Genomic DNA, 24,992 nt, shown 5'->3' on the forward strand with positions numbered 1-24,992 from the left:
GCGCGGAACATGGTCGAGGGGAGATCACCGGGCATTCACCTGTGCTCGGTGGCGTCACCCCCGAGCCCCCTGGGGCCGGGGAGCTTCGCCCGTGAGGGCGACGGTGGTCGGGGCCTCACCCGCTCCGGCCACCACCTACCAGCGTTCCCAAGTGATACTGCGGCGCGGAGCGCCGCAGGGCTGAGGGATGCGTTTCCTCCCCTGCCTTAAGGCAGGGGTTTTCACGCAAGGAGATTTGATGAAGTTGGTCTTCGCTGGAACACCCGAGGTCGCGGTGCCCTCACTCAAGTTGCTGCTGGAGTCGGAGCACGAGGTTGCGGCCGTGGTGACCCGGCCGGACGCCGTGTCCGGGCGGGGCCGCAAGGTGAGTGCGAGCCCGGTCGCCGAGGTCGCGGCCGAGGCTGGGCTGGAGGTGCTCAAGCCCGCGAAGGCCGGTGACCCCGAGTTCCTGGACCGACTGCGCGCCATCGCGCCCGACTGCTGCCCTGTGGTCGCCTACGGTGCGCTGCTGCGCCAGCCGGCCCTGGAGATCCCTCGGCACGGCTGGGTCAACCTGCACTTCTCGCTGCTGCCGTCCTGGCGCGGCGCCGCCCCCGTCCAGCACGCCATCCTGCACGGCGACGACGTCACCGGGGCCGCGACCTTCGAGATCGAGCGGGACCTCGACGCCGGACCCGTCTACGGGATGCTGACCGAGCCCATCGGCGCGCGCGACACCAGTGGCGAACTCCTCACGCGGCTCTCCCAGTCCGGCGCCGAACTGCTGCTGCGGACCCTGAACGGCATCGAGTCCGGCGAGCTCGAGGCCCGTCCGCAGGGGCACGACGGCGTCTCGTACGCCCCCAAGCTCACGCCGGCCGACGCCGAGGTCGACTTCGGTGCCCCGGCGATGCGCGTCGACCGGCTCATTCGCGCCTGCACACCGGCCCCCGGCGCGTGGTCGACGTTCCGCGGCACCCGGATCAAGCTCGGCCCCGTTCTGCCCGTCCCCGACGCCGAGCCGCTGGCACCGGGCCGACTCTCCGCGGAGAAGAAGCGGGTACTCGTCGGCACCGCCACCCACCCCGTCGAACTCGGCGAGGTCCAGCCGCAGGGCAAGCGCCTGATGGCGGCCGTCGACTGGGCGCGCGGCGTGCGCCCCGGCGAGGACGACCACCTCGGCGGCTGAGCTGCCGTATCCTCGATAGGTGGCCCGATCGGTGTCCTCAGCGGACGCGCCGAGGCGGGCCATCCGACTTTCTCCCGTTTCTCCCGGCGATTCCCAGGCGTAAGGCTGATCCCAAGGTGACCGACCGTTCCCGTTCCCCGTACCGCCCGTCCCGCCGCCCCAAGGGCGGCGGTGGCCAGAGCGGCGGGAAGAAGAACCCGGCGACCCCGCCCGCGCCTCGGGATCCCGCCCGACGCACCGCCTACGACGTCCTGCGCGCGGTCGAGGAACGCGACGCCTACGCGAACCTCCTCCTTCCCACCCTCCTCCGCGAACGCAATATCACCGGACGGGACGCCGCGCTCGCCACCGAGCTCACCTACGGCACGCTGCGCCTCCAGGGCACCTACGACGCGATCCTCGACGCCTGCATCGACCGGTCGCTCAAGTCCGTCGACAAAGAGGCCCTGCCGCTGCTCCGCCTCGGCGCGCACCAGCAGCTGTCCACCAACATCCCCCCGCACGCCGCCGTCAGCGCGACCGTCAATATCGCCAGACGGGTCGTCGGCCACCACCGTGCCCGCTTTGTCAATGCCGTGCTGCGCAAGGTCAGCGCCCGCGACCTCGACGCGTGGCTGGCTGTCGTCGCGCCCGACCGCGACGCCGATGCCGTGGGCCACCTCGCCGTCGTGCACAGCCACCCCCGCTGGATGGTGAACGCCCTGGCCGCCGCCCTCGGCGAGGACCCGAAGAGCAGCGACCTGACCGAGACCGAGCAGCTGCTCGCGGCCCACAACGAGCGCCCCCGCGTGACGCTGGTCGCCAAACCCGGCCGCGCCAGCGTCGCCGACCTCATCGAAGGCGGTGCCACCGAGGCCCGCTACTCGCCCTTCGCCGCCTACCTGCCCGAAGGCGATCCTGCCCTGCTGCGCGAGGTGCGCCAGCGCCGCGCCGCTGTGCAGGACGAGGCCAGCCAGCTGGTCGCGCTCGCGCTCACCCGCGTCTCCGTCGAGGGCGCCGACGCCCGCTGGCTCGACATGTGCGCCGGTCCCGGCGGCAAGGCCGGACTGCTCGCCGGGCTCGCCGGGCAGCGCGACGCCCGCCTGCTCGCCGTCGAGGTGCAGCCCGCCCGCGCCGGACTCGTCGCCCAGGCCGTCCAGCGCTCCGTGCGCGACGCCGGACGCGTGGTCGTGGCCGACTCCACCCGCCCTGCCTGGCGCGACGGGGCCTTCGACCGCGTCCTTGTCGACGTCCCCTGCACCGGTATGGGCGCGCTGCGCCGACGCCCGGAGTCGCGCTGGCGGCGCACCCCGCACACGGCCGACGAACTGGCGCCTCTCCAGCGTGACCTGCTCGCCCGCGCCCTCGACGCGACGCGGTCCGGCGGTGTCGTGGCCTACGTCACCTGTTCCCCGCACCTGTCCGAGACCCGGAGCGTCATCGAGGACGTGCTCGCCGACCGCTCCGACGTGACGGTGCTGCGCGCCGCCGACTTCCTCGACGAGGTCCCCGACGTCGCGGCAGGCGACTACGTGCAGTTCTGGCCGCACCGCCACGGCACCGACGCGATGTTCCTGGCGCTGCTGCGGAAGAACTGAGCGCCGCCGACACCGCCGCGTGCGCGTCCGGCCCCGCCCCGGGCGCGCAGGTCGAAACGGCCCCCTGACTAGACTCGGTGCCGTGGCAATCCAGATCTCACCCAGCATCCTCTCCGCCGACTTCGCCCATCTCGCCGATGAGGCCGCGGCGGTCGCGCATTCGGCCGACTGGCTGCACGTCGACGTTATGGACAACCATTTCGTCCCCAACCTGACCCTCGGCCTGCCGATCGTCGAATCCCTCCGCAAGGCCGCGGCCCTGCCGCTGGACTGCCATCTGATGATCGAGGACCCCGACCGCTGGGCGCCCGCCTACGCCGAGGTGGGGGCCGGCAGCGTCACCATCCACGCCGAGGCCGCGAGCGCACCGGTCCGGACCCTGCGCGAGATCCGCCGCCAAGGCGCCCGCGCCGGTCTGGCCCTGAACCCGGCGACCGCACTGGAGTCCTACGCCGACCTCCTCCCCGAGGTGGACATGATGCTCCTGATGACGGTCGAACCCGGATTCGGCGGGCAGAAGTTCATCGACCTCGTGCTGCCGAAGATCGAACGGGCCCGCAAGCTCATCGACAGCAGCGGCGCCCAGGTCTGGCTGCAGGTCGACGGCGGCGTCAGCGCCGAGACGATCGAGCGCGCCGCCGCCGCGGGCGCCGACGTCTTCGTGGCCGGTTCGGCCGTCTACGGCGCCGACGACCCCGCCGCGGCCGTCGACGCCCTGCGCGCCCAGGCGGTCAAGGCGGCGATCTAGCCCCCGCCGCCGGTCCCATCGCCCCGCTCTCCGAGCTGTTCCGGCGGGCCGGGCATGGCCCCACACCCCGGCACACGGCCCCGTGGCGCGCGTGACGCGCGCCACGGGGCCGTACACGTTTTCCGGGGGGCTCGTGCGCGACAGGAATACGCCGTCATGGCACACTTGTTCCTCAAGACGTTGTCCAACGCGTGCTCCGGGGTCGGTGAAAGTCCGAACCGGCGGTGACAGTCCGCGACCCGGCCGAATCCATCGGCCGGTTGAACCGGTGAAATTCCGGTACCGACGGTGAAAGTCCGGATGGGAGGCAGTACGCGTGGGATCGGACGGGCAGAGGACCGCTCCGCCGAAGCGGCGCGGCGTATCTGTCCCCCCGGTCCCGGAGCGGTTTTCCCCGCTCACGTTCATCCCCGGAGCCTGACCAGGTGAAGGGGATGGCTCGGACATGTTCACGGGAATCGTCGAGGAACTGGGCGAGGTCGCGGCGATCACGCCCGACGGCGCCGACGGTGCGGCCGTCCGGCTCGCGGTACGCGGCCCGGACGTCACCTCCGACGCACGGCACGGCGACTCCATCTCGGTCAACGGCGTCTGCCTGACTGTTACCGACAACGCCGACGGCACGTTCACCGCCGACGTCATGAAGGAGACGCTGGACCGCTCCAGCCTCGGCGCGCTGCGCCCCGGATCACCCGTCAACCTCGAACGTGCCGCCAAGGTCTCCGACCGGCTCGGCGGGCACATCGTGCAGGGCCACGTGGACGGCACCGGGCGGATTCTTGAGCGCGTCCCCGGCTCACGCTGGGAGACCGTGCGCATCTCCCTCCCCGACGACCTGGCCCGCTACGTCGTCGAGAAGGGCTCCATCACCGTCGACGGCGTCAGCCTCACCGTCGTCTCCGTCGAGCCCGGCTCCTTCACCATCAGCCTGATCCCCACCACGCTCGACCTCACCACCCTCGGCCGCAAGGGCGTCGGCGACCCGGTCAACCTCGAAGTCGACATCGTCGCCAAGTACGTCGAGCGCCTGGTCGGATTCACCGGCACGGCGGCACGTCCCACAGCGGGCGCGGACGAGAGGAGCGGCGCCTGATGGGCGACGTCTCCACCGGCGTGTGGTGGCTGCAGTGGGCCTACGCCGGCTTCACCCTCTTCGGCGAGCACGTCCGCTGGGCCGACCTCATCGGCAACATCGCCGCCCTGGCCACGGTCGCCCTGGCCATCCGCCGGTCAATGTGGACCTGGCCCGTGCAGCTCACCGGTGCCGTGCTCCTCTTCGCGGTCTCCATCGACGCCCACCTCACCGGTAACGCCCTCAAGCAGGTCATGTTCATCGGCCTGGTCCTCTACGGGTGGACCCGCTGGGCGCGACAGACCCGCGGCGGCGCCGAACTCCGGGTGCGCCCGGCCACCGGCCACGAGCGCGGGCTGCTCCTCGGCGCCCTCATCGGCGGAACCATCGCCGTGGCGCTGATGTTCGAGGCCACCGGCCTGTCCTGGGCCCCCTGGCCGGACGCCTTCATCTTCGTCGGCAGCGCCATCGCGACCTTCGCCCAGAGCCGCGCGCTGATCGACTTCTGGTTCGTGTGGATCATCGTCGACCTGGTCGGCGTCCCCCTCGCCCTGCTGTCGGGCCTGTGGGTCACCGGCCTCGTCTACGGCGTCTTCTTCATCCTGGCCGCGCTGGGAATCCGCGACTGGAGCCGCCAGTACCGGATCCGTCAGCGGGCCGACCTCGCCGCGACCGCCCCATCCAGGACGACGGCGGTGGGCGCATGAGTACCCGTCCCGAACCTTCCCACAGCAGCGCGGTTCGCGCAGTCCACGCAGGCCGAGCAGGTCAAGTTCAAGGAGCCACGATGACGAGTGCCATCCAGGAGCGGATCGAGCCGACCGAGCCGGTCGACGCCCCCATCCGCCTCGACGACATCACCGAGGCGATCGCCGACATCGCGGCCGGACGCCCCGTCATCGTCGTGGACGACGAGGACCGTGAGAACGAAGGCGACCTCATCTTCGCCGCCGAGGCCGCCACCCCCGAACTGCTCGCGTTCATGATCCGCTACACCTCCGGCGTCGTCTGCGCCCCGATCACCGGCGACGACGCGGACCGCCTCGACCTGCCGCTCATGGTCAAGGTCAACCAGGAGAGCATGCGCACCGCCTACACCGTCTCGGTGGACGCGCGTGCCGGAGTGACCACCGGAATCTCCGCGGCCGACCGCGCGCACACCCTCCGGCTGCTCGCCGACGCGCGCAGCACCGCCGGGGACCTTGTCCGACCCGGCCACATCTTCCCGCTGCGCGCCCGCTCCGGCGGCGTGCTCGTCCGCCGCGGACACACCGAGGCCGCCGTCGACCTCGCCCGCCTCGCCGGACTGCGGCCCGCCGGTGTCATCGCCGAGGTCGTCAACGACGACGGCACCATGGCCCGGCTGCCCCGGCTGCGCGAGTTCGCCGACGACCACGGCCTCAAGCTCGTCTCCATCGAGCAGCTCGCCGCCCACCTCGAGGCCGACACTTCCGTCGAGGAGCCCCCGGCGTGGCCCACCCCGCTCGTCGACCGTGTTGTCGAGACCCGCATCCCCAACCGCCACGGCGAATGGCGCGCCATCGGCTACCGCGGCCTGGCCGACGGCGCCGAGCACGTTGCCCTCGTCTACGGCGACCTCGGCGACGGCACCGACGTGCTGGCCCGGCTGCACTCCGAATGCCTCACCGGCGACGGCTTCGGCTCGCTGCGCTGCGACTGCGGCCCCCAGCTGGAGGCCGCCATGGAACGGATCGCCGACGCGGGCCGCGGCGTCCTCGTCTACCTGCGCGGACACGAAGGCCGCGGCATCGGCCTGCTGCGCAAGCTCCAGGCCTACCGCCTGCAGGACTCCGGAGCCGACACCGTCGACGCCAACCTGAAGCTCGGCCTGCCCTCCGACGCCCGCGAGTTCGGCGCGGGAGCACGGATCCTGACCGACCTCGGCGTCTCCTCGGTCCGGCTGATCAGCAACAACCCCGAGAAGATCGACGGCCTCGTCGACAACGGCATCACCGTCACCGAGCGGGTCACCCTGCCCACGGCCGTCACCCCGGCCAACCTCCGCTACCTGCAGGCCAAGCGCGACCGCATGGGCCACGACCTGCCCGGCATCGCCGCCGCCAACTGAGCGGTCCTGGCGTCGGACACCGGTCCGTAGCCAGAGCCGACCACCACAACCAACCGACACTGCCGACCCACATTCACGACGAGGACCATCACCCATGAGCGGAACGGGACGTCCCGACGAAGCGACCATCGACGCGGCCGGTCTCACTCTCGGCATCGTCGCCACCCGGTGGAACGCCGAGGTCGTCGAGCCGATGGTGCGGCGCGCCATGGACGCCGCGAAGCAGGCCGGGGCCGACACCCCGACCGTCGTCAAGGTGGCCGGGTCCATCGAGATCCCGGTCGTCGCCCAGGAGCTCGCCCGCACGCACGACGCCGTCGTCGCCCTCGGCGCGGTCGTCCGCGGCGGAACACCGCACTTCGACTACGTCTGCCTCTCGGTCACCCAGGGGCTCACCGACGTGGCGCTGCGCGAGGCGACCCCCGTGGCCAACGGCGTGCTGACCTGTGATACCCAGGAGCAGGCGCGCGACCGCGCCGGTCTCCCGGGCAGCCGGGAGGACAAGGGGTGGGAGGCCGCGCAGGCGGCGCTGGACAGCGCCGTCGTCCTGCGCGGGCTGCGCGCGAGCGAAACCCGCCCCACGGGGTAAGCCGAGAGGGGAGAAGGGGACAACGTTGGGGCCGGTGGACGTGAGAGAAGAGGGACCGTTGAGTGAGCCGGTCGATGGTCAGACACGGGCGCTTCCGGTGACATGGCGCCCGCGCAACATCCGCATCGTCGCCTACGGGCTCGCCGTTGTGACGCTGGCCACGATGGTGATCCTGGCCGCTGTCCTCCCCGCGGACTGGCGCCTGCAGGACCGGGTCGGCCTGGTGATGATGGGCCTGGTCGGCGTTGCGGCCCTGCACCTCCTCGCCCGGCCGCGGCTGACCGCGGCCGAGAACCGGGTGACCGTCGTCAACGGCATCCGCACGCACGTCCTGGAGTGGCCGGAGATCATCGACATCCGCATGCCGGTGGGGGAGCCGTGGCCCTCCATCGACCTGGCGGACGGGTCGACGCTGGCGGTGATGGGCATCCAGAGCAACGACGGCGAGCTGGCGCAGACCAACCTCGCCCAGTTCCGCGCCCTGCTGCACGAGCGCGGAGAGGCCGAGGAGCCGGAGCGCTGACCGGCGCCGTCCGGGCGCGCCGGTCACGGCGCCGGGTGGCACGTGCCACACGCCGCGACCGCTGAGGGTGCCGCGCCCCAGGAGCCGAGAAGACCAGTTGAACTCCCTCGCGTCACGCGGCGTCATAGGAGTATGGGCACCCTCACCCGGAACACGACGCCCACCCGGCCCCGACCCCCGCACCGCGGCGCCGGAATCAGTCGGGCCGCCGCGTTGTTGTGGCTGACGGTTCTGGTCCTGGCGGTGATCTCGCTCATCGTCCAGTGATCGCATTCGCGACTTCCACCGACTCCCGCGGTGAAGAAGAAAGGGCGGGCGGCCGTGCCACGGCCGCCCGCCCTTTTCCTGTCGCCGTCCCTGACCGCCACCGCGACGCGCGAGGCGCCAGCGCTGTCTGTGCCCGGATACGAGGGACCGTGGAGATCTTTGGAGGATCACGATCTCTGCGAATGTGCTCCCGACCACATAGCCTGGCAGTCCAGACATGTACACAGGGCCACAGGACCAAGGGGCCACGGGAGGACCCGCGGGGCGCGTCGGGTCACCGCCGTCGCGGCTGGAGCCGGAGAAGGAGTTGGAACGTGCGTGACATCCGCTCGGCCGTTGGGGAGCTGTACTCCTCAGGTGAGACCTTCGCGCTCGCGACGGTCATCGACACCTACCGGAGCTCCCCGCGAGAAGCGGGCGCGGCCATGGCCGTCGGGGCCACGGGCGAGGTCATCGGAAGCGTGTCCGGGGGATGCGTGGAAGGCGCGGTCTACGAGCTGGCGCAGCAGGTCATCGCCACCGGTACCCCCGCCCGCGAGAGCTACGGCGTCAGTGACGACGACGCGTTCAGCGTCGGGCTGACCTGCGGCGGGACCCTGCACGTCCTCGTGGAGCCGGTGAACCGGACGCTCTACCCGCAGCTGGGCGCGGTCATCGGCGCTATCGACGAGCACCAGCCGGTGGCGGTCGCCACCATCGTCTCCGGCCCCGGACGGCTCGGGCAGCGGCGGGTCATCTGGCCCGACCACAGCGAGGGAACCCTGGGCAAGGAGCGGCTGGACGCGGCCGTCGACGACGACGCCCGCGGCATGCTCGCCCAGGGCAGCACCGGCATCCTGCGCTACGGCGCCGGCGGCCAGCGGCGCGGCGACGAGCTGGAGGTGTTCGTGCAGTCCTTCGCCCCCGCCCCGCGCATGCTGGTGTTCGGCGCCATCGACTTCGCCGCCGCTGTCGCCGACATCGGCGCCCACCTCGGCTACCGCGTGACGGTGTGCGACGCCCGCCCGGTGTTCGCCACCGCCAAGCGCTTCCCCAAGGCCGACGAGGTGGTGGTGCAGTGGCCGCACGTCTTCCTCGCCGAGATCGAGGACCAGATCGACGAGCGGACCGCCATCTGCGTGCTGACCCACGACCCCAAGTTCGACGTGCCCCTGTTGAAGGTCGCCCTGCGCACCCGTGCCGGATACATCGGGGCGATGGGCAGCCGCCGCACGCACGACGACCGGATGGCCCGGCTGCGCGAGGAGGGCGTGGGCGAGGAGGAGCTGGCCCGCCTGCACTCACCGATCGGCCTCGACCTCGGCGCCCGCACGCCCGAGGAGACCGCGGTCTCGATCGCCGCCGAGCTCATCCAGGCCCGGTGGGGCGGCAGCGGCCGCCCCCTCAGTTCGACCACCGGGCGTATCCACATCGAGCCGATGGCGTCACCGGCGCCGAGCGTCCCTACCGAGGTGACAGCGGGGACTCACACGCGGTGACCTGGCCCGAAGCCGTCGGTAGAGCACCGCTGCGGCCGGATCCGGCCAAGCAGTCCGACCACCTGGACACCGCTGGCTGCGAATCCTTCCTTCGGGTGGGGTTTCGGGCCCTTCGTGCACCCGGAGCGATATCGCAGACAGGGGTGCGAACCCTCCTGAGCGTGACATCATCGCGTCATGACGACACGCAAGACAGGCGGTGACGGCACACCGGTCGCCGGACTGCTGCTCGCGGCGGGGGAGGGGACCCGGCTCGGCGGGCCCAAGGCCCTCGTTGAGCTCGCGGGCGAGCGGCTCGTCGATCGGGGTGCGCGGATCCTGCGAGAGGGAGGGTGCGTGCCGGTCTATGTCGTGACAGGAGCTGCGAAGGCCGAGGTCGACGGCGCGACCGAGGTGCACAACCCGAAGTGGCCCAGCGGCATGGGATCGTCGCTGCGCACGGGTCTCGACGCGATGCCGACCGAGGTGGACGCCGTTGTGGTGGCCCTCGTGGACCAGCCCCTGGTGACCTCCGCCGCGGTACGACGGCTGCGCGAGGCGTACGCGGAGGGCTCCCGGGCGGTCGTCGCGACGTACGGAGGCAACCTGCGCAACCCCGTTCTGCTGGGCCGGGAGCACTGGCCGAGCGTGCACGCACTGGCGGAGGGCGACGTGGGCGCCCGGCCGTTCCTGCGCGCCTACTCCCACCTGGTGACCCCCGTGGACTGCGACGACGTGGCCAGCCCCGATGACATCGACACGGCCGAGGACCTGGAGCGAATGCGCAAGATCCTCGATCTCGGGCCGGGTGGTACCGACGGCATAACCGTCGGACCGGACTAGCCGGTCCGCCCCTCAACGGACGAACAGACGAACAGACGCACACTGACCGCGCCGAAGCCGCTTCCCCCAGCCCCCAACCACCGCGGCTTCGGCCCGCACACCATCTCGCGCCCGGGCCCCTCGTACCCGAGCCGCTCTAGCCCAGCGCCGATGACATCATGCGGATGCCGAAGCGCGCGTCGCTGTGCTCTCCCGGGCCCAGCACCCGCAGACACTGGCCGCTCGCCAAGGCGTTGGGCGGGCAGGTCATGGGCTCGACGGCGAGCGCTCCCCGGTGCGCGGCGCCGGGAAGACCGTCGGCGCTGTACACCTGCAGCCAGCCACAGGACGAGTCGGCCCACAGGCCCACACCGTGGTCCGGCCCGGACAGCACCGTCCAGGACCATCGCTCGGCGCCGGGGCGCAGGCCGGTGAAGGCCGTGTCGAACACCGTCTCCCCGATGCGGCGCGGCGTGCGGAAGTCGTACTCCGTACCCGCGACGTTCTGCGGTGGCCCTGTGGGCAGCAACCGGTCGTCCACGGGCAGCCGGAGCCGAGCAGGCAGGTGCAGCGTCGCCTCGTCCAGCGGCATCCCGACCGTGAGGTACGGGTGCGCCCCGAAGCCGTACGGGGCTGCCGTCGACCCGACATTGTGCGCGGTGGCCAGCACGCTCAATCCGGAGGCCGGGTGGAGCCGGTAGTCGACCGCCAACTCCAGCGGGAACGGGTACCCCGGTTCGCCGTCGAGGGCGTAGGTGAGGCGCACGTGGGTCGAGGTGGTGTCGTGCGGCGTCCAGGACCGGGAGTGCACCAGCCCGTGGATCGCGGTACCGCCCTCGGGCTCGGTGATCTCCAGCTGGTACTCGGTTCCCTCGAAGGTGTACCGGCCCTTCTCGACCCGGTTCGGCCAGGGAGCCATCAGCCGCCCCTGAAAGGCCTCGCCCCCCGCGCCTGGGGAATCGGATTCGCCGCCCCAGATCAGGTCACCGCCGCACCAGGTGAGCCGTTGCAATGTGGCTCCGTTGCGGCCGATGATCGCGCGGTACTCGCCTGCCGCCAGTTCGATCGCGTCGCCCACCGGACACCGTCACTCATCTACTCGTTTTGATCCAGCTACCGGGCGATCATATAGGCGCACGCCGCGCGACGCGGGCGATCGGCGAGAATCTCTTACATTCCGATGCGGAAGGGGCGACCTGCGCCAGGACGGGAGCGGTGGTCGTCGACGCACGGCCTCCTACGGCTATCCGGCCAGCAGGGCGTCCAGCGGGATCAGGACTCCGGCGCCGAGCATGACGAAGCCGGTGGAGAGCAGCACGAGGAGCATGAACACCGACCCGACGACGGCCAGCCGGAAGGCGCCCAGCTGGGTGCGGGCCTTGCGTCGGCCGTTCGCCGCGGCGCGGCCGAGGAGCACCAGCACCACACCGAGGGCGGCCGGCAGCCACCACTGCTCGGCGACCCCGCCGGGCAGCAGCCCGACAACGTACTTCGCCAGGGCGACGACGGGCTGGGTGTTCGGGCCCTCGTCGGCGCCGAACGCGACGAGCGGCTCGTACAGCGAGCGCACGGTCTCGGTCGTGGGGAAGAACCCCTCCGGTCCGCGCAGCACGCGGCCGAGCGTGTCGAGGATCCCGAGCAGCGCCGCCGGGTAGGCGAAGCGGCGGCACTTCCCGGCGCTCATCGCCCGCAGGATCTGCTTCATCGCGCGGTCGGCCCGCCGCTGCTCCTGGGAGCGTGGGACATCGGCCCCGGCGCCAGGCTGCCGACCGTAGGGGACGGGCGTGGGGGACGTCGGGCCGCCGGCGGTGCCCTTGGAGCGGATGGTGGACAGCCGCTCACGCACCCGCGCCCAGCCGCCGCCGACCGCGTCCGTGGTGCTCTGCCACCGGCCGCGCCAGCGCGCGCGGGTGTTGGCGCGTTCGAGCTCGCGCTGCGCGGTACCCGCCGCCGTCGCGGCGGGCAGGAGCAGGGAGGCGGTGACCAGCGCGGCGTTCGTGGTGACCTCGTCGGCCCGGCCGCGCAGGCCGGTGCGCCGCTGCTCGCGCCACCACGGGGCGTGCGGGGCGTCGCTGCGCCGGGAGGGGTGCCAGGACTGGTCGCGGAGCAGCCGACGGTGCCGGGCCGGAGCTTCGGGGTCGAGGACGAGTTCGGCCGCGGTCGCCCACGCCGCGTCCCACTCGTGCTCGGCGAGGCCGGTGATACCGGAGACCCCGCTCTCGTGGAGCCGGTCGGTGGCCGTCGCGACCTGCTCCATGATCAGCGGGACCTCGTGCTGGACGCGTTCCAGCAGCGCACACCGCCGGGCGCCATCGGCCCGGCAGGCGGGGTGCCCGCACCAGTGCCGGGCCGCGAGGTCGAGCGCGCCCTGCTCGATGGCGTCGCGCAGCAGCGCGTGGCGGCTCCGCTCTCCGGCGGCCAGCCCGAGCACGCCCTCGGCGCTGATCTCGTGACCCCGGTAGCGGGGCGGCATGCCGGGCACGTAGTGCGCGGCCAGCGCGCTGATCGCCAGGTGGACGAGCTCGGGGTGGGCGTCGAGCTGGGTGAGGTAGGCGCGGTCGAAGGTGTAGTCGTTGACTTCGCGGTCCAGCCAGGTGCGCAGGCTGGGCCAATGGGTGCGGAGCCAGACCTCGCCCTTGTCGCAGCGGTCGAGCAGGTCGAAGGCGAGGCTCGGCGGGTCGTCGTGGGAGACGTCGGCGAAGACGAGCGGGGCGTGGCGGCGGGCGGCGACGATCGTCGGGCGCTCACCGGAGAGCCACGCGCGGACCTCGTCGTGCCCCCAGCGCGCCGACGGGATCGGGGCGAGCAGACCGCGCGCCAGCAGCCGCCAGCGCTCGTCGGGGATGCCGGAGACGTCGATGTCGGTGGTGCGCGCGGTCAGCCAGCTCTCACCGCGCTCGGGGCGGCGGCCGGTCATCAGCTCGTGCACCATGATCCCCAGCGACCACCACGCGGCCGGGGCCTCGCGCCGCCCCTCGACGACCTCGGGTGCGGCATAGTCCTCGGTGATGGCGAGCCCGCCGTACACGCGGCTCATCGTGGCGCGGACCGCGCCGCCGAAGTCGGTGAGCGCGAACACGGGCGGGTCGAGGTCGCGGACCAGCAGGTTCTCGGGTTTCACGTCGGTGTGGTTGTGCTGCAGCGAGTCCTGCCAGTGGTGCAGGCAGTCGGCGACGGCCGACACGATGGCCCGCGCCCGCTCCTCGGAAAGCGGGGCCTCGTCCAGAACGGACCGCAGCGAGCCCTTGGCGAAGTACTCCTGGGCCTCCCACGCCAGCTCCTCGCCCCACGAGCTGCGCGCGTACCCGTAGCCGTGGATGGCGGGGGTGTGCGGATCGGCGGCGCCCCGGGCACGGAGGCGGTCGAGCAGCTCCCGGTTGATGTCGTGTCCGGGGCGGTAGACCTTGAGCGCGACCCGGCGGCCGTCCCCGGCGCCGTCGGTGTTCCCCCGGTCGTTGGCGTTGTCGGACGCCGTTGCGCCCTCCGGAGGCGTGCGCTGGTCAACCGGTTCGGCCAGGTAGACGATGGCCTCGCCCCCGGCCCCGATGTGTCCCCGCACGTTGTAGGCGCGGCGGAGCTCGGCCGGGATGGCGTAGTCCAGCTCGCTCGCCGGGCCGACCACCATCCGCCCGATCAGCCGGGCGAACCATTCCAGGAGCGGGCCGAAGACGCGTCGCCACCAGGCATCAGGCCGCGCGGCGGTGCCCCGGAACGCGGCCGTCGCATCGGCGGCTCTGGCGGTGGACGTCCGAGCGCCCGTGGACGCCCCGCCGCGAGCGCCGCGCAGCACGCGGGTGCGCGGCTCCAGGGTCCGCGTCGGGTCCGAGGATCCGGCGTTCTCGGAAGACCCGCCCCCGGGGCGCAGAACCCGGGTGACCCACCGCGTCGGCCCACGCCCGGTGTCGAGCCGCGTCGTCGACTGGGCCGGCGTCGGGTCGATCCGCTGCGTGGGTGCCGCCGGATCCGGCTGATCAGGAGTGACCATCGTTGAAGGGGCGTCTTTCCGGTGCTGGACCACTGGACGAGGGGGTGCCCTCCAGATTAGGTCAGTGCCTCAAGCCCGACGCTTGAGGCGCTATGTGCGGCTTCAGCGCGCATGACCGAAACGCCGGACCAGTGACGGAAGTGAGCGACGTGAGGGAAGGCTGTCACGCCCCCGCGTGCGGCGGGACCCCGAGGATCTCGCAGGCGTCCTGGTACATGCGGACGACCTCCTGGCGGATCTCGGCGCGTTCGGTGAGCGGACGGGACCACGGGATGCGTACCTCGACCTCGGCTCCGTCCACGATGGCGACGTAGTCGCCGCCGTATCCGTCGAGGCCGGTCATCCGGGCCGCGGTGGCCGAGGGGCGGCCGCCCAGGGCTCGGCAGATGAGCAGGGTGTCCTCGGCGTGGTCGTCGTTCATGTGCTTGGTGACGGCATGGACGACCTCGGGGGTGAACGGTGTCGCAGGCAACGGTGGTCGGTTCCTCTCCGTGATCATCGGCCCTTGCGGGATCGGACGGATTATACGACGGAGCGTCGTGAAAGCTGGGGCCCGGGTGGCTGCCGCCCACCCGCCCTGCGGAGCAGTGCCTATTTCCGGTCAGTCATCAAGCGGCCATCAATCGGGTTCATAAATAAACTCGGCATCGATCTCCACCGCGACCCGATCTCCCACGACCATCCCGCCGCCGTCCATCGGCATCTCGATGTCCACGCCGAATGTCCTGCGACTGAGCTCGGTCTCGGCGTGGAAACGTGCCCGGGTGAAGCCGAAGTCGTCTGTGCTCGTGCCGTTGAACTCCATCCTCAGCTCGACCGGACGGGTCACCCCTTTGATGGTCAGGTCGCCGTCGAGGAGGAAGGCCGCACCGTCCTGGCGGACGCCGGTCGAGGTGAAGGTCCATTCGGGGAAGGCCGCGACGTCGAAGAAGTCCGCTGAACGGATGTGGGCATCGCGTTCCCCGTTGTCGGTATCGATGCTGGTCGCGTCGATCGTGGCGCTGACCGATGAGGCGAGGGGATCGTCGTCGACTGCCAGGCTGGAGCTGAACTTCTCCATACGTCCGCGCACGCGACTGATCATCATGTGTCGGACGGAGAAACCGATTTGTGAATGTGTTGGGTCAATCTTCCAGGTCCCGGGCTTGAGGTCGAATTCGGTCATGATTCCCCCCGAAAGATGACGAGATTGCATGATAACAATCAGTTACCACGTTGACACGTTTTTGATTCCGAGGAGGAGTCTTGCTGGTAAGGAATGACATGGCAGGGGATCCCGCGGGCAACGGAGGCCGGACTACGATGACGGCCATGGACCCGGTCGACTGGCTCGATGACGATCAGCAGCGGATCTGGCGCAGCTTCCTGCGAACGAACTCCCTGATGAACCAGGAGCTCGACCGCGACCTGCGCCAGCGCGACGGACTGACGCTCGTCGAGTACGGCATTCTCGTGAGCCTGTCGGAGGCGGAGGGGCAGCGCGTGCGCATGCGCCACCTCGCCGACAGCGTGATCGTCTCCAAGAGCCGCCTGTCCCACCAGATCGCACGCCTGGAGCGCGACGGCTACGTGCGTCGCGAAAGCTGCTCCCAGGACCGTCGCGGCTCGTGGGCCGTCCTCACCGAGCACGGTGAGAAGGCGCTGTCGGAGGCCGCCCCCGGACACGTCGCTCGGGTGCGCGAGTGCCTGTTCGACCGGCTCACCTCCGAACAGGTCGAGCGCCTCGGCGAGATCATGGGCGTACTGGAGGATGGGTTGCGCGAGCGCACCCGCAGGTGAGATCGGCCTCCCCGCTGGGGGATTAAACCCGCTCTGCCCCTCTCAACCTGTTGAAATCGTCTAGAGTCACCAGTCGTGACCCAACGACCCACCCTCACCGGCGCACAGAGATTTCGCGACGATGACGGCTCAGCCGATCCACAGGTAACCGAGCGGTTGGAGGCCTACTCCCGCGGCGCCATCGGGGACCGCCAGGTGCTGGCCGCACTCGGCCCCTCCCGGGTGCTGGTCCCCGTGGTCGCCGTACCCACCGAGGTCGAGGAAGGCGAGGACGGCCTCGAACGCGACAAGCAGAGTGACGTCGCCGTCCCCCTCATGATCGGCAAGGACGGCCGCAGGGGCGTCCTCGCCTTCACCTCGGTCGACGCCGTGCGCCGCTGGCGGGAGGACGCCCGCCCCGTCCCGGTCACCGCCGTCGAGGCCTGCAAGTCCGCGATCGACGAGGGAGCCGACGCCCTCGTCGTCGACGTCGCGGGCCCGATCACCTACGCGGTCCAGGGCCGGTTCCTCACGATCCTCGCCGAACGCGGGACCGTGCCCGAACCCCAGGAGGACCCCCAGGTCCTCGCGATGATCTACCGCATCACGCACACGGAGTTCGGCATCGAGCGTGTACGCATCCACAGCTCCGAACGCGCCGACATCGGTGTCCGCCTGGAGCTCGACCGCCGCGACGACGACTCGATCCGCCGCGTGGCCGACCGCCTCGCCGCCGAACTCGCCCCGCTCCTGCCCGGCGGCGTCGAACTGAGCGCCGTGGTCCGCGCGCGCCGCGGCGACGCGGACTGACCAGGCCGGGCGTCCGATGATCTCGGGGATATCGACCGAATGTCGGCAATTATTCGGTCGATATCCCCGAGATCATCGAAACCACCCCATCGGTGGCATCGGATAGGTTCCCGTTCATGCCTCCATCCCCCGATGTCGTGCTCGCCGTCGTGCTCGCGGTCGCCCTCGGCCTGGTCGGGGTCGCGGTCGGATGGGCGACGGGGCGGGTGGTGCCGCTGTTCGTGCGGCATGAGCCCGAACCAGACGACGACTCCGGGCCGCCGCCTCCCACCTGCCCGCACTGCGGTGCCGAGATCCCCTTCCTCCGGTGGCTTCCGGTACCCCGGTCGGCCGGCTTCCTCCGGCACGGGCGCTGTCCCTCGTGCCGGGCCACGGTCACGACCTCCACGGCCACCGTCTGGGCCACCGCCGCGGTCTTCGCGGGGATCGGAGCCACGGCCGGGCTGGGGCTCGGCATCACCGGGCACAGCTGGGCGGCGCTGGCCGCCCTGCTCGTCTTCGGCGCGCTCGGTGCCGTGCTCTCAGTCATCGACATCCGCGTCCACCGGCTGCCCGATGTGCTCGTGCTGCGCTCCTACCCCGTCGCCCTGCCGCTCGTCTTGGGCGGGGCGCTGGCCGCCGCGTACGTCGGCGGGCCCGCCGACCGCCTCGGAGCGGCCGACGCCGCCACGGCCGACTCCCTGACGGGCCTGTCGAACCTCGGGGGCGTGGCCGGAGGGGTGAGCGGGGCGCTGGTCGGGATGGTCGGGCTGGCCGCCTTCTACGGCCTGCTCTGGTTCATCTACCCCGCCGGAATGGGCTGGGGCGACGTCAAGCTGTCCGGCATGCTCGGCCTCTTCCTGGGGTGGCAGGGCCTGTCCAGCGTGATCGCGGGGCCTTCCTCGCCTTCCTGCTGTCGTCCGTCGTCGGGCTGACGCTCATGGCCCTCGGCCGCGCCACCCGCAAGACCCAGCTTCCCTTCGGCCCGTTCATGATCGTCGGTGCCCTGGCCGTCGTCCTCGTCGGAGACCCGCTTCCGCTGATCATCTGACCACCACCCGCGGCGGGACAGCACGCCCTGGTGTGCGGCGGACCCGCGGACCATGAAAAGATCGGAGCATGTTGCGCTGGCTGACCGCAGGGGAATCCACGGACCGGCACTCGTCGCGATCTTGGAAGGCCTTCCGGCCGGTGTGTCCGTCACCTCCGACGACATCGCCGCCGCACTGCGCCGCCGTCGCGCCGGGTACGGCCGGGTGCCCGGATGAAGTTCGAGCAGGACCAGGTCTCCGTCATCGGGGGATCCGGCACGGCCGCACCCAGGGTGGGCCGGTCGCCGTCGAGGTGGGCAACACCGAGTGGCCCAAGTGGGAGCAGGTCATGTCCCCGACCCGGTCCCCGCCGAGACGCTGGAGGGGCTGGCCCGCAACGAGCCGCTGACCCGGCCCCGGCCCGGCCACGCCGACCTCGTGGGCATGCAGAAGTACGGCCATGAGGAAGCCCGCCCCATCCTGGAGCGCGCCAGCGCCCGTGAGACCGCCGCCCGCGTCGCCATCGGCGAGGTCGCCCGCGCCTTCTGCCGCCAGACGCTCGGCGTGGAGATCCTCAGCCACGTCGTGTCCATGGGTCCGGTCGCCGTGCCCGAGGACGCTGCCCTGCCCGGTCCCGCCGACCTGGAAGCCGTCGACGCCGACCCGCTGCGCTGCTTCGACGCCGAGACCAGCGAGCGGATGGTGGCCGAGGTCGACGACACCAAGAAGTCCGGCGACACCCTCGGCGGCGTCGTCGAGGTGCTCGCCTACGGCCTCCCGCCCGGCCTGGGCAGCCACGTCCACTGGGACCGCCGCCTGGACGCGCGCCTGTCCGGCGCCCTCATGGGCATCCAGGCCATCAAGGGCGTCGAGGTCGGTGACGGGTTCCGCACCGCCGCACGCCGCGGATCGGCCGCGCACGACGAGATCGAGCCCGGCGAAAGCGCTGTGGGCGTCCGCCGCCGCACCAACCGCGCCGGAGGCGTCGAGGGCGGCATGTCCACCGGCGAACCGCTGCGGGTCCGCGCCGCGATGAAGCCCATCGCGACCGTCCCGCGTCCGCTGGACACCATCGACGTGACGACCGGCGAGCCCGCCCTGGCCCACCACCAGCGCAGCGACGTCACGGCGGTTCCGGCCGCCGGTGTCGTCGCCGAGGCGATGGTCGCGCTCGTCCTGGCCGAAGCCGTCGTGGAGAAGTTCGGCGGCGACTCGGTGGCCGAGACCGCCCGCAACGCGCGCTCCTATCTGGAGACGCTGGACGCCGACGGCTAGACCACGGCGCGAACACCTCCGCCGGCCGTGGGCCGGCGCGGGGCGACAGGACGCGGACGAGGAACGACGAGGAACAAGGGACGGATGAGCACACCGATCGCGGTCCTCATCGGCTCTCCCGGCTCGGGGAAGTCCACTGTGGGCCGGGCCCTGGCCGAGCGGCTGGGCGTGGAGCTGATGGACACCGACGTCGAGATCGCGGCGCGCGCGGGCAAGCCCGTGAGCGACATCTTCGTGGAGGACGGCGAACCCGCCTTCCGCGCGCTGGAGCGCGAGGTCGTCGCCGAGGCGCTGGCCGCCCACCCGGGCGTCGTCGCGCTCGGCGGAGGCGCCGTTCTCGACCCGGCGACCCGCGACGACCTGTCGGGGCACCACGTGGTCTACCTGGAGGTCGAGTTCGCCGACGCCGCCAAGCGCGTGGGCATGGACACGGCCCGCCCGCTGCTGGTCGGCAACCCCCGCACCAAGCTCAAGAAGCTGCTGGAGGAGCGGCTGCCGGTCTACCGGGGACTGGCCACGACCACGGTCCCCACCAGCGGATACCACCCGGAGGAGATCGTCGACACCATCGTCGCGTCCCTTCCCGGGCAGGACGAGCGGCAGGAGAACGCCCGATGAGCGCCACCCGCATCGCGGTCGGCGGATCCTCCGCCCCCTACGACGTCGTCGTGGGCAGCGGGGTCTTCGGCGAGCTTCCCGGCCTCGTGGGCGAGAAGGCCGAACAGGTAGCCGTCGTCCACCCCGAGGCGCTGGGCGAGGTCGCCCGCCCCGTCCTGGGTGCGCTGCGCTCCGCCGGGTACACCGTGCACGCCCTGACCGTGCCCGAGGGCGAGGCCGCCAAGGACGTCGCCACCGCCGCCGACCTGTGGTCGCGGCTCGGGCAGGCCGGGTTCACCCGCTCTGACGCCATCGTCGGCGTGGGCGGCGGCGCCACCACCGACCTCGCCGGGTTCGTCGCCGCCACCTGGCTGCGCGGCGTGCGCTGCGTCCTGGTGCCCACCACCCTGCTCGGGATGGTGGACGCCGCCGTCGGCGGCAAGACCGGCATCAACACCCCCGAGGGCAAGAACCTCGTCGGGGCCTTCCACCCCCCGGCCGGGGTGCTGTGCGACCTGGCCACGCTGCCCACGCTGCCCACCGCCGACTACGTCGGCGGCCTCGCCGAGGTCATCAAGGCCGGGTTCATCGCCGACCCGGTCATCCTCGACCTGATCGAGGACGACCCGGACGGCGCCACCCGCCCCGAAGGTCGGCACACCCGCGAGCTCATCGAACGCGCCATCGCTGTCAAGGCCGAGGTGGTCTCCGCCGACCTGAGGGAAAGCGGGCGCCGGGAGATCCTCAACTACGGGCACACCCTCGGCCACGCCATCGAACGCGCGGAGAACTACACCTTCCGGCACGGCTACGCCGTCGCGATCGGCATGGTCTTCGCCGCGGAACTCGCCCGCCTCGACGGCCGGATCGACGACGCCGCCGTGCGGCGCCACCGCTCCATCCTCACCTCCGTCGGACTGCCCACCGGGTACTCCATGGAGGCCTGGAGAGAGCTGCGGGAGGCCATGCGCGTCGACAAGAAGGCCCGCGGTGCCACCCTGCGCTTCGTCGTCCTGGACGGGATCGGCACACCCGCGATCCTCTCCGGCCCCAGCGACGACCTGCTCGACGCCGCCTACAGGGCGGTCGGCGCCTGAACCCCCGCACCTCACACAGCCACTAGACTGGCCGGACAGGAGAGCCACCGCCCGCACCGCCGGTGGTGATCCAGGGGACCCACCCAACGACCGTGCCCAACCCATGGAGAGACGACAGAAGTGGCCACGACGAACGACCTCAAGAACGGCACGACGCTGCGGCTCGACGGCGGAGAACTCTGGAACGTCGTGGAGTTCCAGCACGTAAAGCCGGGCAAGGGCGGCGCGTTCGTCCGCACCAAGCTCAAGAACGTCGTCTCCGGCAAGGTGGTCGACAAGACCTTCAACGCTGGGGCGAAGGTCGAGATCGCCAACGTCGACCGCCGCGAGATGCAGTACCTCTACAACGACGGCGACTCGTTCGTGTTCATGGACACCGAGACCTATGACCAGCTCAACGTCCCCAACGAGGTCGTCGGCGACAACGCGAACTTCCTCCTGGAGAGCGCGATGGTCACGGTGGCGAACAACGAGGGCAACCCGCTCTACATCGAGCTTCCCGCCGCCGTCGAGATGGAGATCTCGCAGACCGACCCCGGCATCCAGGGCGACCGCTCCACCGGCGGCACCAAGCCCGCCACGCTGGAGACCGGCGCCGTCATCCAGGTGCCGCTGTTCATCACCACGGGTGAGCGCGTCAAGGTCGACACCCGCTCCGGCGACTACCTCGGGCGCGTCAAGTAATGACCGCCCACCCGAAGCGGCCGGACAACAGTAAGCAGGGAACGCAGTGAGTGGCGCACGGCGCAAGGCCCGCAGGCGCGCGATCGAGGTGCTTTACGAGTCCGAGCTGCGGGAGACCCCCGTGGCGAAGGTCCTGGAGCGGCGACGCGCACAGCCGGAGCCTCCGATCAACGAGTTCACCGAGCAGCTCGCGGCGGCGGTCGACGAGCGGCGCGCCCGCATCGACGAACTGCTCCAGGAGTACGCCATCGGCTGGACGCTGGAGCGCATGCCGGTGGTCGACCGCAACATCCTCCGGATGGGCGCCTACGAGCTGCTGTGGGCCGACGACATCCCCGACGGGGTGGCGATCGCCGAGGCGGTCGCGGTGGCCAAGGAACTGTCCGCTGAGGAGTCGCCGGCCTTCATCAACGGCCTGCTCTCCCGGCTGATGGAGAACAAGGCGTCGCTCGCGCTGTAGCGGCCCCACGGCCGCCGCGGACAACGCACACGCCCGCTGGGGCACCGCCGCCCAGCGGGGCAACGGGGAAGAACGGGGACGAGGGTGACCGAGAAGGCCGGTGGCATGACCATGGACTGCGCGACCTCCTCCGGCCCGCACCGGGCCGCGGGCACGGCGCGGATCGCCGTTGTGTGGGACGCCCTGCGCAACCTGCTGGCCGGACTCGGTCCGGCGGCCGACGCCCCGCTGCACATCGTCGACGCGGGCGGCGGCACCGGAGGTGCCGCCGTTCCGCTCGCCGAGCTCGGCCACCACGTCACCGTCGTGGAGCCCAACCCCGACTCCCTGGCCGCGCTGGAGCGCCGCGCGGCCGAGGCCGGGGTGCGCGTCCACGCGATGCAGGGCGAGACCCACGACCTCGCCGAGCTGCTTCCGGCCGAGCACGCCCACCTCGTGCTCGTGCACAACGTCCTGGAGTACGTGGACGACCCGCGCGCCGCCCTGAGTGACGTCGTGGGGATCACCCGGCCCGGCGGAGCCGTCAGCCTGATGGCCACCAACGCGGTGGCGGGGGCCCTGCACCGCGCCCTGGCCGGGCACGTCGCCGACGCCCACCGGCTGCTGAGCGACCCGGAGGGCCGCTGGGGCGAGGGCGACCCCATGCCGCGTCGCTTCACCAGCGACCGCCTGCTCGCGCTCATCGACGAGTGCGGACTCACCGCCCCCGAGGTCAGGGGCGTGCGGGTCTTCGCCGACCTGCTGCCGGGGCGCGTCTACGAGGCCGACCCGCACGCCGGGCGGGAGCTGCTGGAGCTGGAGAAGGACGCCGCGGTGCACCCCGAGCTCTCGGGCATCGCCACCCAGCTGCACGTCCTGGCGCGCAAGCCCGCCTGATCGCCGGACAGGCACGGCGGCGACACGGGGCGATCCGTCCGCGTCGGCCCTGTCCGCCCTGCCTCGCCGAAAACCGGCGTGACCAGGACAGATCATCGTCGGGAATCGACGGTTTGGAACCCGGCATCCGGCACACTGGTTATATGAGCCGACGTCAGCTGGAACGCGGGGCCGCACTGCGCGGCATGGTCGGCGCGGACGGCATCGAGCCGCTGGTGCCCGACGGCACCGTCGCGGACGCCGACTGCACCATCCTCCACCTCGACATGGACGCGTTCTTCGCCAGTGTCGAGCGGCTGCGCCACCCCGAGACCCGCGGCCGGCCCATCATCGTCGGCGGGACCGGCCCCCGGGGCGTGGTCGCCTCAGCCGACTACATCGCCCGCACCTACGGCGTGCACTCGGCCATGCCCATGGTGCGCGCCCTGCGGCTGTGCCCCGACGCCATCGTCTTCCCACCCGACGGCGCCGCCTACCGGGAGGCCTCCGAGGCGGTCATGGACATCTTCCGCGCCATCACCCCCGAGGTCGAGCCGGTCTCGCTGGACGAGGCGTTCCTCGACGTCGCCGGGGCACGGCGGCGGCTGGGCGGCCCGGTGCGCATCGCCGAGCTCATCCGCGCCCGCGTCCGCGAGGAACAGCGCCTCACGTGCTCGGTGGGCGTCGCCGCGACCAAGTTCGTGGCCAAGCTCGCCTCCACCCGCTGCAAGCCGGACGGCCTGCTGCTGGTGCCGACCGACCGCGTGACCGCCTTCCTGGACCCGATGCCGGTGGGCGCGCTGTGGGGCGTGGGCGAGAAGACCGAGCAGCACCTCGTCCGGCTGGGCCTGCGCACTGTCGGCGACGTCGCGCGCGTCGCCCCCGACACGCTCCGCCGCGAGCTGGGGCAGGCCGTGGGCGGGCGGCTCAGCGAACTCGCCCGGGGCCGCGACGAGCGCCGGGTGGTGCCCGGCTCCCCGGACAAGAGCATCGGCACCGAGGAGACCTTCGACCGCGACGTCGACGACCCCGGCGTGATCAACCGCGAGCTGCTGCGGCAGTCCGAGGCCGTGGCACGGCGGCTGCGCGCCAGCGGCCAGATGGGACGCGTGGTCGTCGTGAAGCTGCGCCGCGCCGACTTCAGCACGATCACGCGGTCGCGCACCCTGGCCGAGCCCACGGACGTCGCCCGGGAGATCAACACCGTCGCCCGGGAGCTGTACGCCGCCTCGGGGCTGGAGCGGGTCCGGCTGCGCCTGGTGGGCGTGCGCGTGGAAGGGCTGGGCGGCGCCGAAGAGGTGCACCGCCAACTCGCCTTCGACGAGCCGGAGACCGGATGGCGGGAGGCGGAGCAGGCCATGGACCGGGTCACGCGCAGGTTCGGTCCCGGCGCGATCAAACCGGCCGCCCTCGCGCGGCGTGACGAGGACGACGCCTGAGAAGGACACTTTTCGGTCCGGTCAATCGTTGGCCGTGGGATAAGGGACAACGATGCCCTGGATGCAGGGGTGGAAGCGGGGACTCTGGACCGGTGTCTCCTATGGACAGTAGGGGTAGAGTGACCATCGTGGGTCAGCTACACGCGCATCTTTTCTTTTCAGCGGGCGCTAAGGCACCGTATTCTGGGCATATCACTGACCATCAGATTGTTGTTCAGTACCCGTTACCCCGATCGGGGACTGTCATTGGGAGGCGCCGTGCCGCTCTCTGAACACGAGCAGCGTATGCTCGACCAGATCGAGCAGGCGCTCTATGCCGAGGATCCGAAGTTCGCCAACACCGTTCGGCAGACCAACCCTGCGGTGCACTACAAGCGGTGGATCATCAAGGCGTCCATCGGCTTCGTCCTGGGCGTCTCACTCCTCATGGCCGGTGTGATTTTCAAGCAGCCGGCGATCAGCGCCGTCGGATTCCTCATCATGCTGTCCTGCACCCTGTGGGGCCTGTCGGGATGGCGTCGGGTGGCCGGGGGTGCCGAGGGGGCCGCGGCGCCCGCCGAGGGTAAGCAGCCACGCCCGGAGCGGCGCGGGATGATGGACCGTTTCGAGGAGCGCTGGCGCCGCCGCCAGGAAGGCGACCACTGACGTCAGTGCGGTACCAACGCCTCTCCGCTGAGGGTTACGTGTAGGCGAACGCGCCCGTTGGTTCA

Annotated in this window: 25 protein-coding genes, 1 pseudogene and 1 riboswitch; of the genes and pseudogenes, 22 read left to right on the forward strand and 4 right to left on the reverse strand. The window is 71.6% G+C overall.

What is annotated here, in order from left to right:
- Positions 1-238 precede the first annotated feature (238 nt).
- The 11 genes from fmt (at position 239) to CDO52_RS11955 (ending at position 10,333) form a co-directional block, all read left to right on the forward strand.
- Entirely contained in the window at positions 239-1,168 is a 930-nt protein-coding gene (fmt, locus tag CDO52_RS11910) for a methionyl-tRNA formyltransferase (protein ID WP_017617021.1), read from the forward strand.
- A gap of 116 nt (positions 1,169-1,284) precedes the next feature.
- Complete coding sequence (locus CDO52_RS11915; protein ID WP_017617020.1) at positions 1,285-2,745, forward strand: RsmB/NOP family class I SAM-dependent RNA methyltransferase; 1,461 nt, start codon at positions 1,285-1,287, stop codon at positions 2,743-2,745.
- Positions 2,746-2,827: 82 nt separating this feature from the next.
- The gene (gene rpe / locus CDO52_RS11920; RefSeq protein WP_017617019.1) at positions 2,828-3,493 is read left to right on the forward strand and encodes a ribulose-phosphate 3-epimerase; all 666 of its coding nucleotides are present in this window, start codon (positions 2,828-2,830) and stop codon (positions 3,491-3,493) included.
- A gap of 187 nt (positions 3,494-3,680) precedes the next feature.
- A riboswitch (FMN riboswitch) is annotated at positions 3,681-3,811 on the forward strand.
- Positions 3,812-3,938: 127 nt separating this feature from the next.
- Positions 3,939-4,586, forward strand: coding sequence for a riboflavin synthase (locus CDO52_RS11925; RefSeq protein ID WP_017617018.1), 648 nt, complete (start codon positions 3,939-3,941; stop codon positions 4,584-4,586).
- Positions 4,586-5,272: a nicotinamide riboside transporter PnuC gene (gene pnuC, locus CDO52_RS11930; RefSeq protein WP_017617017.1), complete on the forward strand. Its 687-nt coding sequence runs from the start codon at positions 4,586-4,588 to the stop codon at positions 5,270-5,272. The genes CDO52_RS11925 and pnuC overlap by 1 nt, the downstream gene beginning before the upstream one ends.
- 80 nt (positions 5,273-5,352) lie before the next feature.
- Positions 5,353-6,654 carry a bifunctional 3,4-dihydroxy-2-butanone-4-phosphate synthase/GTP cyclohydrolase II gene (locus CDO52_RS11935; protein ID WP_017617016.1) on the forward strand — a complete coding sequence of 434 codons (1,302 nt, stop codon included), beginning with the start codon at positions 5,353-5,355 and terminating at the stop codon, positions 6,652-6,654.
- 94 nt (positions 6,655-6,748) lie between these two features.
- The gene (ribH, locus tag CDO52_RS11940) at positions 6,749-7,243 is read left to right on the forward strand and encodes a 6,7-dimethyl-8-ribityllumazine synthase (protein ID WP_017617015.1); all 495 of its coding nucleotides are present in this window, start codon (positions 6,749-6,751) and stop codon (positions 7,241-7,243) included.
- Between the two features lie 58 nt (positions 7,244-7,301).
- On the forward strand, positions 7,302-7,766 hold the full coding sequence (locus CDO52_RS11945) for a PH domain-containing protein (protein ID WP_026125462.1): 465 nt from the start codon (positions 7,302-7,304) through the stop codon (positions 7,764-7,766).
- A gap of 132 nt (positions 7,767-7,898) precedes the next feature.
- Positions 7,899-8,033, forward strand: a complete 135-nt coding sequence (locus CDO52_RS29080) for a hypothetical protein (protein ID WP_017617013.1) — start codon at positions 7,899-7,901, stop codon at positions 8,031-8,033.
- Between the two features lie 314 nt (positions 8,034-8,347).
- A complete protein-coding gene (locus CDO52_RS11950) occupies positions 8,348-9,511 on the forward strand; it encodes an XdhC family protein (RefSeq protein WP_094932384.1) in 1,164 nt (387 codons plus the stop codon).
- A gap of 177 nt (positions 9,512-9,688) precedes the next feature.
- A complete protein-coding gene (locus tag CDO52_RS11955) occupies positions 9,689-10,333 on the forward strand; it encodes a nucleotidyltransferase family protein (protein ID WP_017617011.1) in 645 nt (214 codons plus the stop codon).
- 136 nt (positions 10,334-10,469) lie between these two features.
- Here the strand turns inward: CDO52_RS11955 and CDO52_RS11960 are convergent, their stop codons facing one another.
- The 4 genes from CDO52_RS11960 to CDO52_RS11975 all read right to left on the reverse strand — a co-directional run bounded on the left by CDO52_RS11960 (position 10,470) and on the right by CDO52_RS11975 (position 15,462).
- Positions 10,470-11,390, reverse strand: coding sequence for an aldose 1-epimerase family protein (locus CDO52_RS11960; protein WP_017617010.1), 921 nt, complete (start codon positions 11,388-11,390; stop codon positions 10,470-10,472).
- 165 nt (positions 11,391-11,555) lie between these two features.
- Entirely contained in the window at positions 11,556-14,297 is a 2,742-nt protein-coding gene (locus CDO52_RS11965; RefSeq protein WP_017617009.1) for a protein kinase domain-containing protein, read from the reverse strand.
- A 163-nt stretch (positions 14,298-14,460) separates the two neighbouring features.
- A complete protein-coding gene (locus tag CDO52_RS11970; RefSeq protein WP_051060639.1) occupies positions 14,461-14,796 on the reverse strand; it encodes a DUF2470 domain-containing protein in 336 nt (111 codons plus the stop codon).
- Between the two features lie 120 nt (positions 14,797-14,916).
- On the reverse strand, positions 14,917-15,462 hold the full coding sequence (locus CDO52_RS11975) for a YceI family protein (protein WP_026125461.1): 546 nt from the start codon (positions 15,460-15,462) through the stop codon (positions 14,917-14,919).
- 137 nt (positions 15,463-15,599) lie between these two features.
- Here CDO52_RS11975 and CDO52_RS11980 point away from each other — a divergent pair, with 137 nt between their 5' ends.
- From CDO52_RS11980 to CDO52_RS12030, 11 genes and pseudogenes are all read left to right on the forward strand, one after another.
- Positions 15,600-16,076, forward strand: a complete 477-nt coding sequence (locus CDO52_RS11980; protein ID WP_017617006.1) for a MarR family winged helix-turn-helix transcriptional regulator — start codon at positions 15,600-15,602, stop codon at positions 16,074-16,076.
- Positions 16,077-16,151: 75 nt separating this feature from the next.
- Entirely contained in the window at positions 16,152-16,865 is a 714-nt protein-coding gene (locus tag CDO52_RS11985) for an SseB family protein (protein WP_026125460.1), read from the forward strand.
- 116 nt (positions 16,866-16,981) lie between these two features.
- Positions 16,982-17,779 (forward strand): prepilin peptidase, encoded by a 798-nt coding sequence (locus tag CDO52_RS11990; protein ID WP_232524445.1) that lies wholly within the window; start codon positions 16,982-16,984, stop codon positions 17,777-17,779.
- A 184-nt stretch (positions 17,780-17,963) separates the two neighbouring features.
- A pseudogene (gene aroC, locus CDO52_RS11995) lies at positions 17,964-19,150 on the forward strand (chorismate synthase).
- An 84-nt stretch (positions 19,151-19,234) separates the two neighbouring features.
- Entirely contained in the window at positions 19,235-19,768 is a 534-nt protein-coding gene (locus CDO52_RS12000; RefSeq protein WP_017617002.1) for a shikimate kinase, read from the forward strand.
- Complete coding sequence (gene aroB, locus CDO52_RS12005) at positions 19,765-20,844, forward strand: 3-dehydroquinate synthase (RefSeq protein WP_017617001.1); 1,080 nt, start codon at positions 19,765-19,767, stop codon at positions 20,842-20,844. The genes CDO52_RS12000 and aroB overlap by 4 nt, the downstream gene beginning before the upstream one ends.
- A gap of 120 nt (positions 20,845-20,964) precedes the next feature.
- A complete protein-coding gene (gene efp / locus CDO52_RS12010; protein ID WP_017617000.1) occupies positions 20,965-21,528 on the forward strand; it encodes an elongation factor P in 564 nt (187 codons plus the stop codon).
- Between the two features lie 46 nt (positions 21,529-21,574).
- Positions 21,575-21,988: a transcription antitermination factor NusB gene (gene nusB, locus CDO52_RS12015; RefSeq protein ID WP_017616999.1), complete on the forward strand. Its 414-nt coding sequence runs from the start codon at positions 21,575-21,577 to the stop codon at positions 21,986-21,988.
- A 105-nt stretch (positions 21,989-22,093) separates the two neighbouring features.
- Positions 22,094-22,864, forward strand: a complete 771-nt coding sequence (locus CDO52_RS12020; protein WP_198345848.1) for a methyltransferase — start codon at positions 22,094-22,096, stop codon at positions 22,862-22,864.
- 143 nt (positions 22,865-23,007) lie between these two features.
- Entirely contained in the window at positions 23,008-24,282 is a 1,275-nt protein-coding gene (locus tag CDO52_RS12025) for a DNA polymerase IV (RefSeq protein WP_017616998.1), read from the forward strand.
- A 258-nt stretch (positions 24,283-24,540) separates the two neighbouring features.
- Complete coding sequence (locus CDO52_RS12030; protein ID WP_033299178.1) at positions 24,541-24,927, forward strand: DUF3040 domain-containing protein; 387 nt, start codon at positions 24,541-24,543, stop codon at positions 24,925-24,927.
- The last annotated feature ends 65 nt before the right edge of the window (positions 24,928-24,992 follow it).

Origin of the sequence: Nocardiopsis gilva YIM 90087, assembly GCF_002263495.1 — a bacterium.
In the GTDB taxonomy this organism is placed as follows: Bacteria; Actinomycetota; Actinomycetes; order Streptosporangiales; family Streptosporangiaceae; genus Nocardiopsis_C; species Nocardiopsis_C gilva.

What these genes read in the sequence shown, in the direction of transcription:
- fmt (WP_017617021.1), top strand. Translation starts at nt 239, where the DNA reads ATGAAGTTGGTCTTCGCTGGAACACCCGAGGTCGCGGTGCCCTCACTC.
- CDO52_RS11925 (WP_017617018.1), top strand. Translation starts at nt 3,939, where the DNA reads ATGTTCACGGGAATCGTCGAGGAACTGGGCGAGGTCGCGGCGATCACG.
- pnuC (WP_017617017.1), top strand. Translation starts at nt 4,586, where the DNA reads ATGGGCGACGTCTCCACCGGCGTGTGGTGGCTGCAGTGGGCCTACGCC.
- CDO52_RS11935 (WP_017617016.1), top strand. Translation starts at nt 5,353, where the DNA reads ATGACGAGTGCCATCCAGGAGCGGATCGAGCCGACCGAGCCGGTCGAC.
- ribH (WP_017617015.1), top strand. Translation starts at nt 6,749, where the DNA reads ATGAGCGGAACGGGACGTCCCGACGAAGCGACCATCGACGCGGCCGGT.
- CDO52_RS29080 (WP_017617013.1), top strand. Translation starts at nt 7,899, where the DNA reads ATGGGCACCCTCACCCGGAACACGACGCCCACCCGGCCCCGACCCCCG.
- CDO52_RS11955 (WP_017617011.1), top strand. Translation starts at nt 9,689, where the DNA reads ATGACGACACGCAAGACAGGCGGTGACGGCACACCGGTCGCCGGACTG.
- CDO52_RS11965 (WP_017617009.1), bottom strand. Translation starts at nt 14,297, where the DNA reads ATGGTCACTCCTGATCAGCCGGATCCGGCGGCACCCACGCAGCGGATC.
- CDO52_RS11970 (WP_051060639.1), bottom strand. Translation starts at nt 14,796, where the DNA reads ATGATCACGGAGAGGAACCGACCACCGTTGCCTGCGACACCGTTCACC.
- CDO52_RS11975 (WP_026125461.1), bottom strand. Translation starts at nt 15,462, where the DNA reads ATGACCGAATTCGACCTCAAGCCCGGGACCTGGAAGATTGACCCAACA.
- CDO52_RS11980 (WP_017617006.1), top strand. Translation starts at nt 15,600, where the DNA reads ATGACGGCCATGGACCCGGTCGACTGGCTCGATGACGATCAGCAGCGG.
- CDO52_RS11990 (WP_232524445.1), top strand. Translation starts at nt 16,982, where the DNA reads ATGCCTCCATCCCCCGATGTCGTGCTCGCCGTCGTGCTCGCGGTCGCC.
- CDO52_RS12000 (WP_017617002.1), top strand. Translation starts at nt 19,235, where the DNA reads ATGAGCACACCGATCGCGGTCCTCATCGGCTCTCCCGGCTCGGGGAAG.
- aroB (WP_017617001.1), top strand. Translation starts at nt 19,765, where the DNA reads ATGAGCGCCACCCGCATCGCGGTCGGCGGATCCTCCGCCCCCTACGAC.
- CDO52_RS12020 (WP_198345848.1), top strand. Translation starts at nt 22,094, where the DNA reads ATGACCATGGACTGCGCGACCTCCTCCGGCCCGCACCGGGCCGCGGGC.
- CDO52_RS12025 (WP_017616998.1), top strand. Translation starts at nt 23,008, where the DNA reads ATGAGCCGACGTCAGCTGGAACGCGGGGCCGCACTGCGCGGCATGGTC.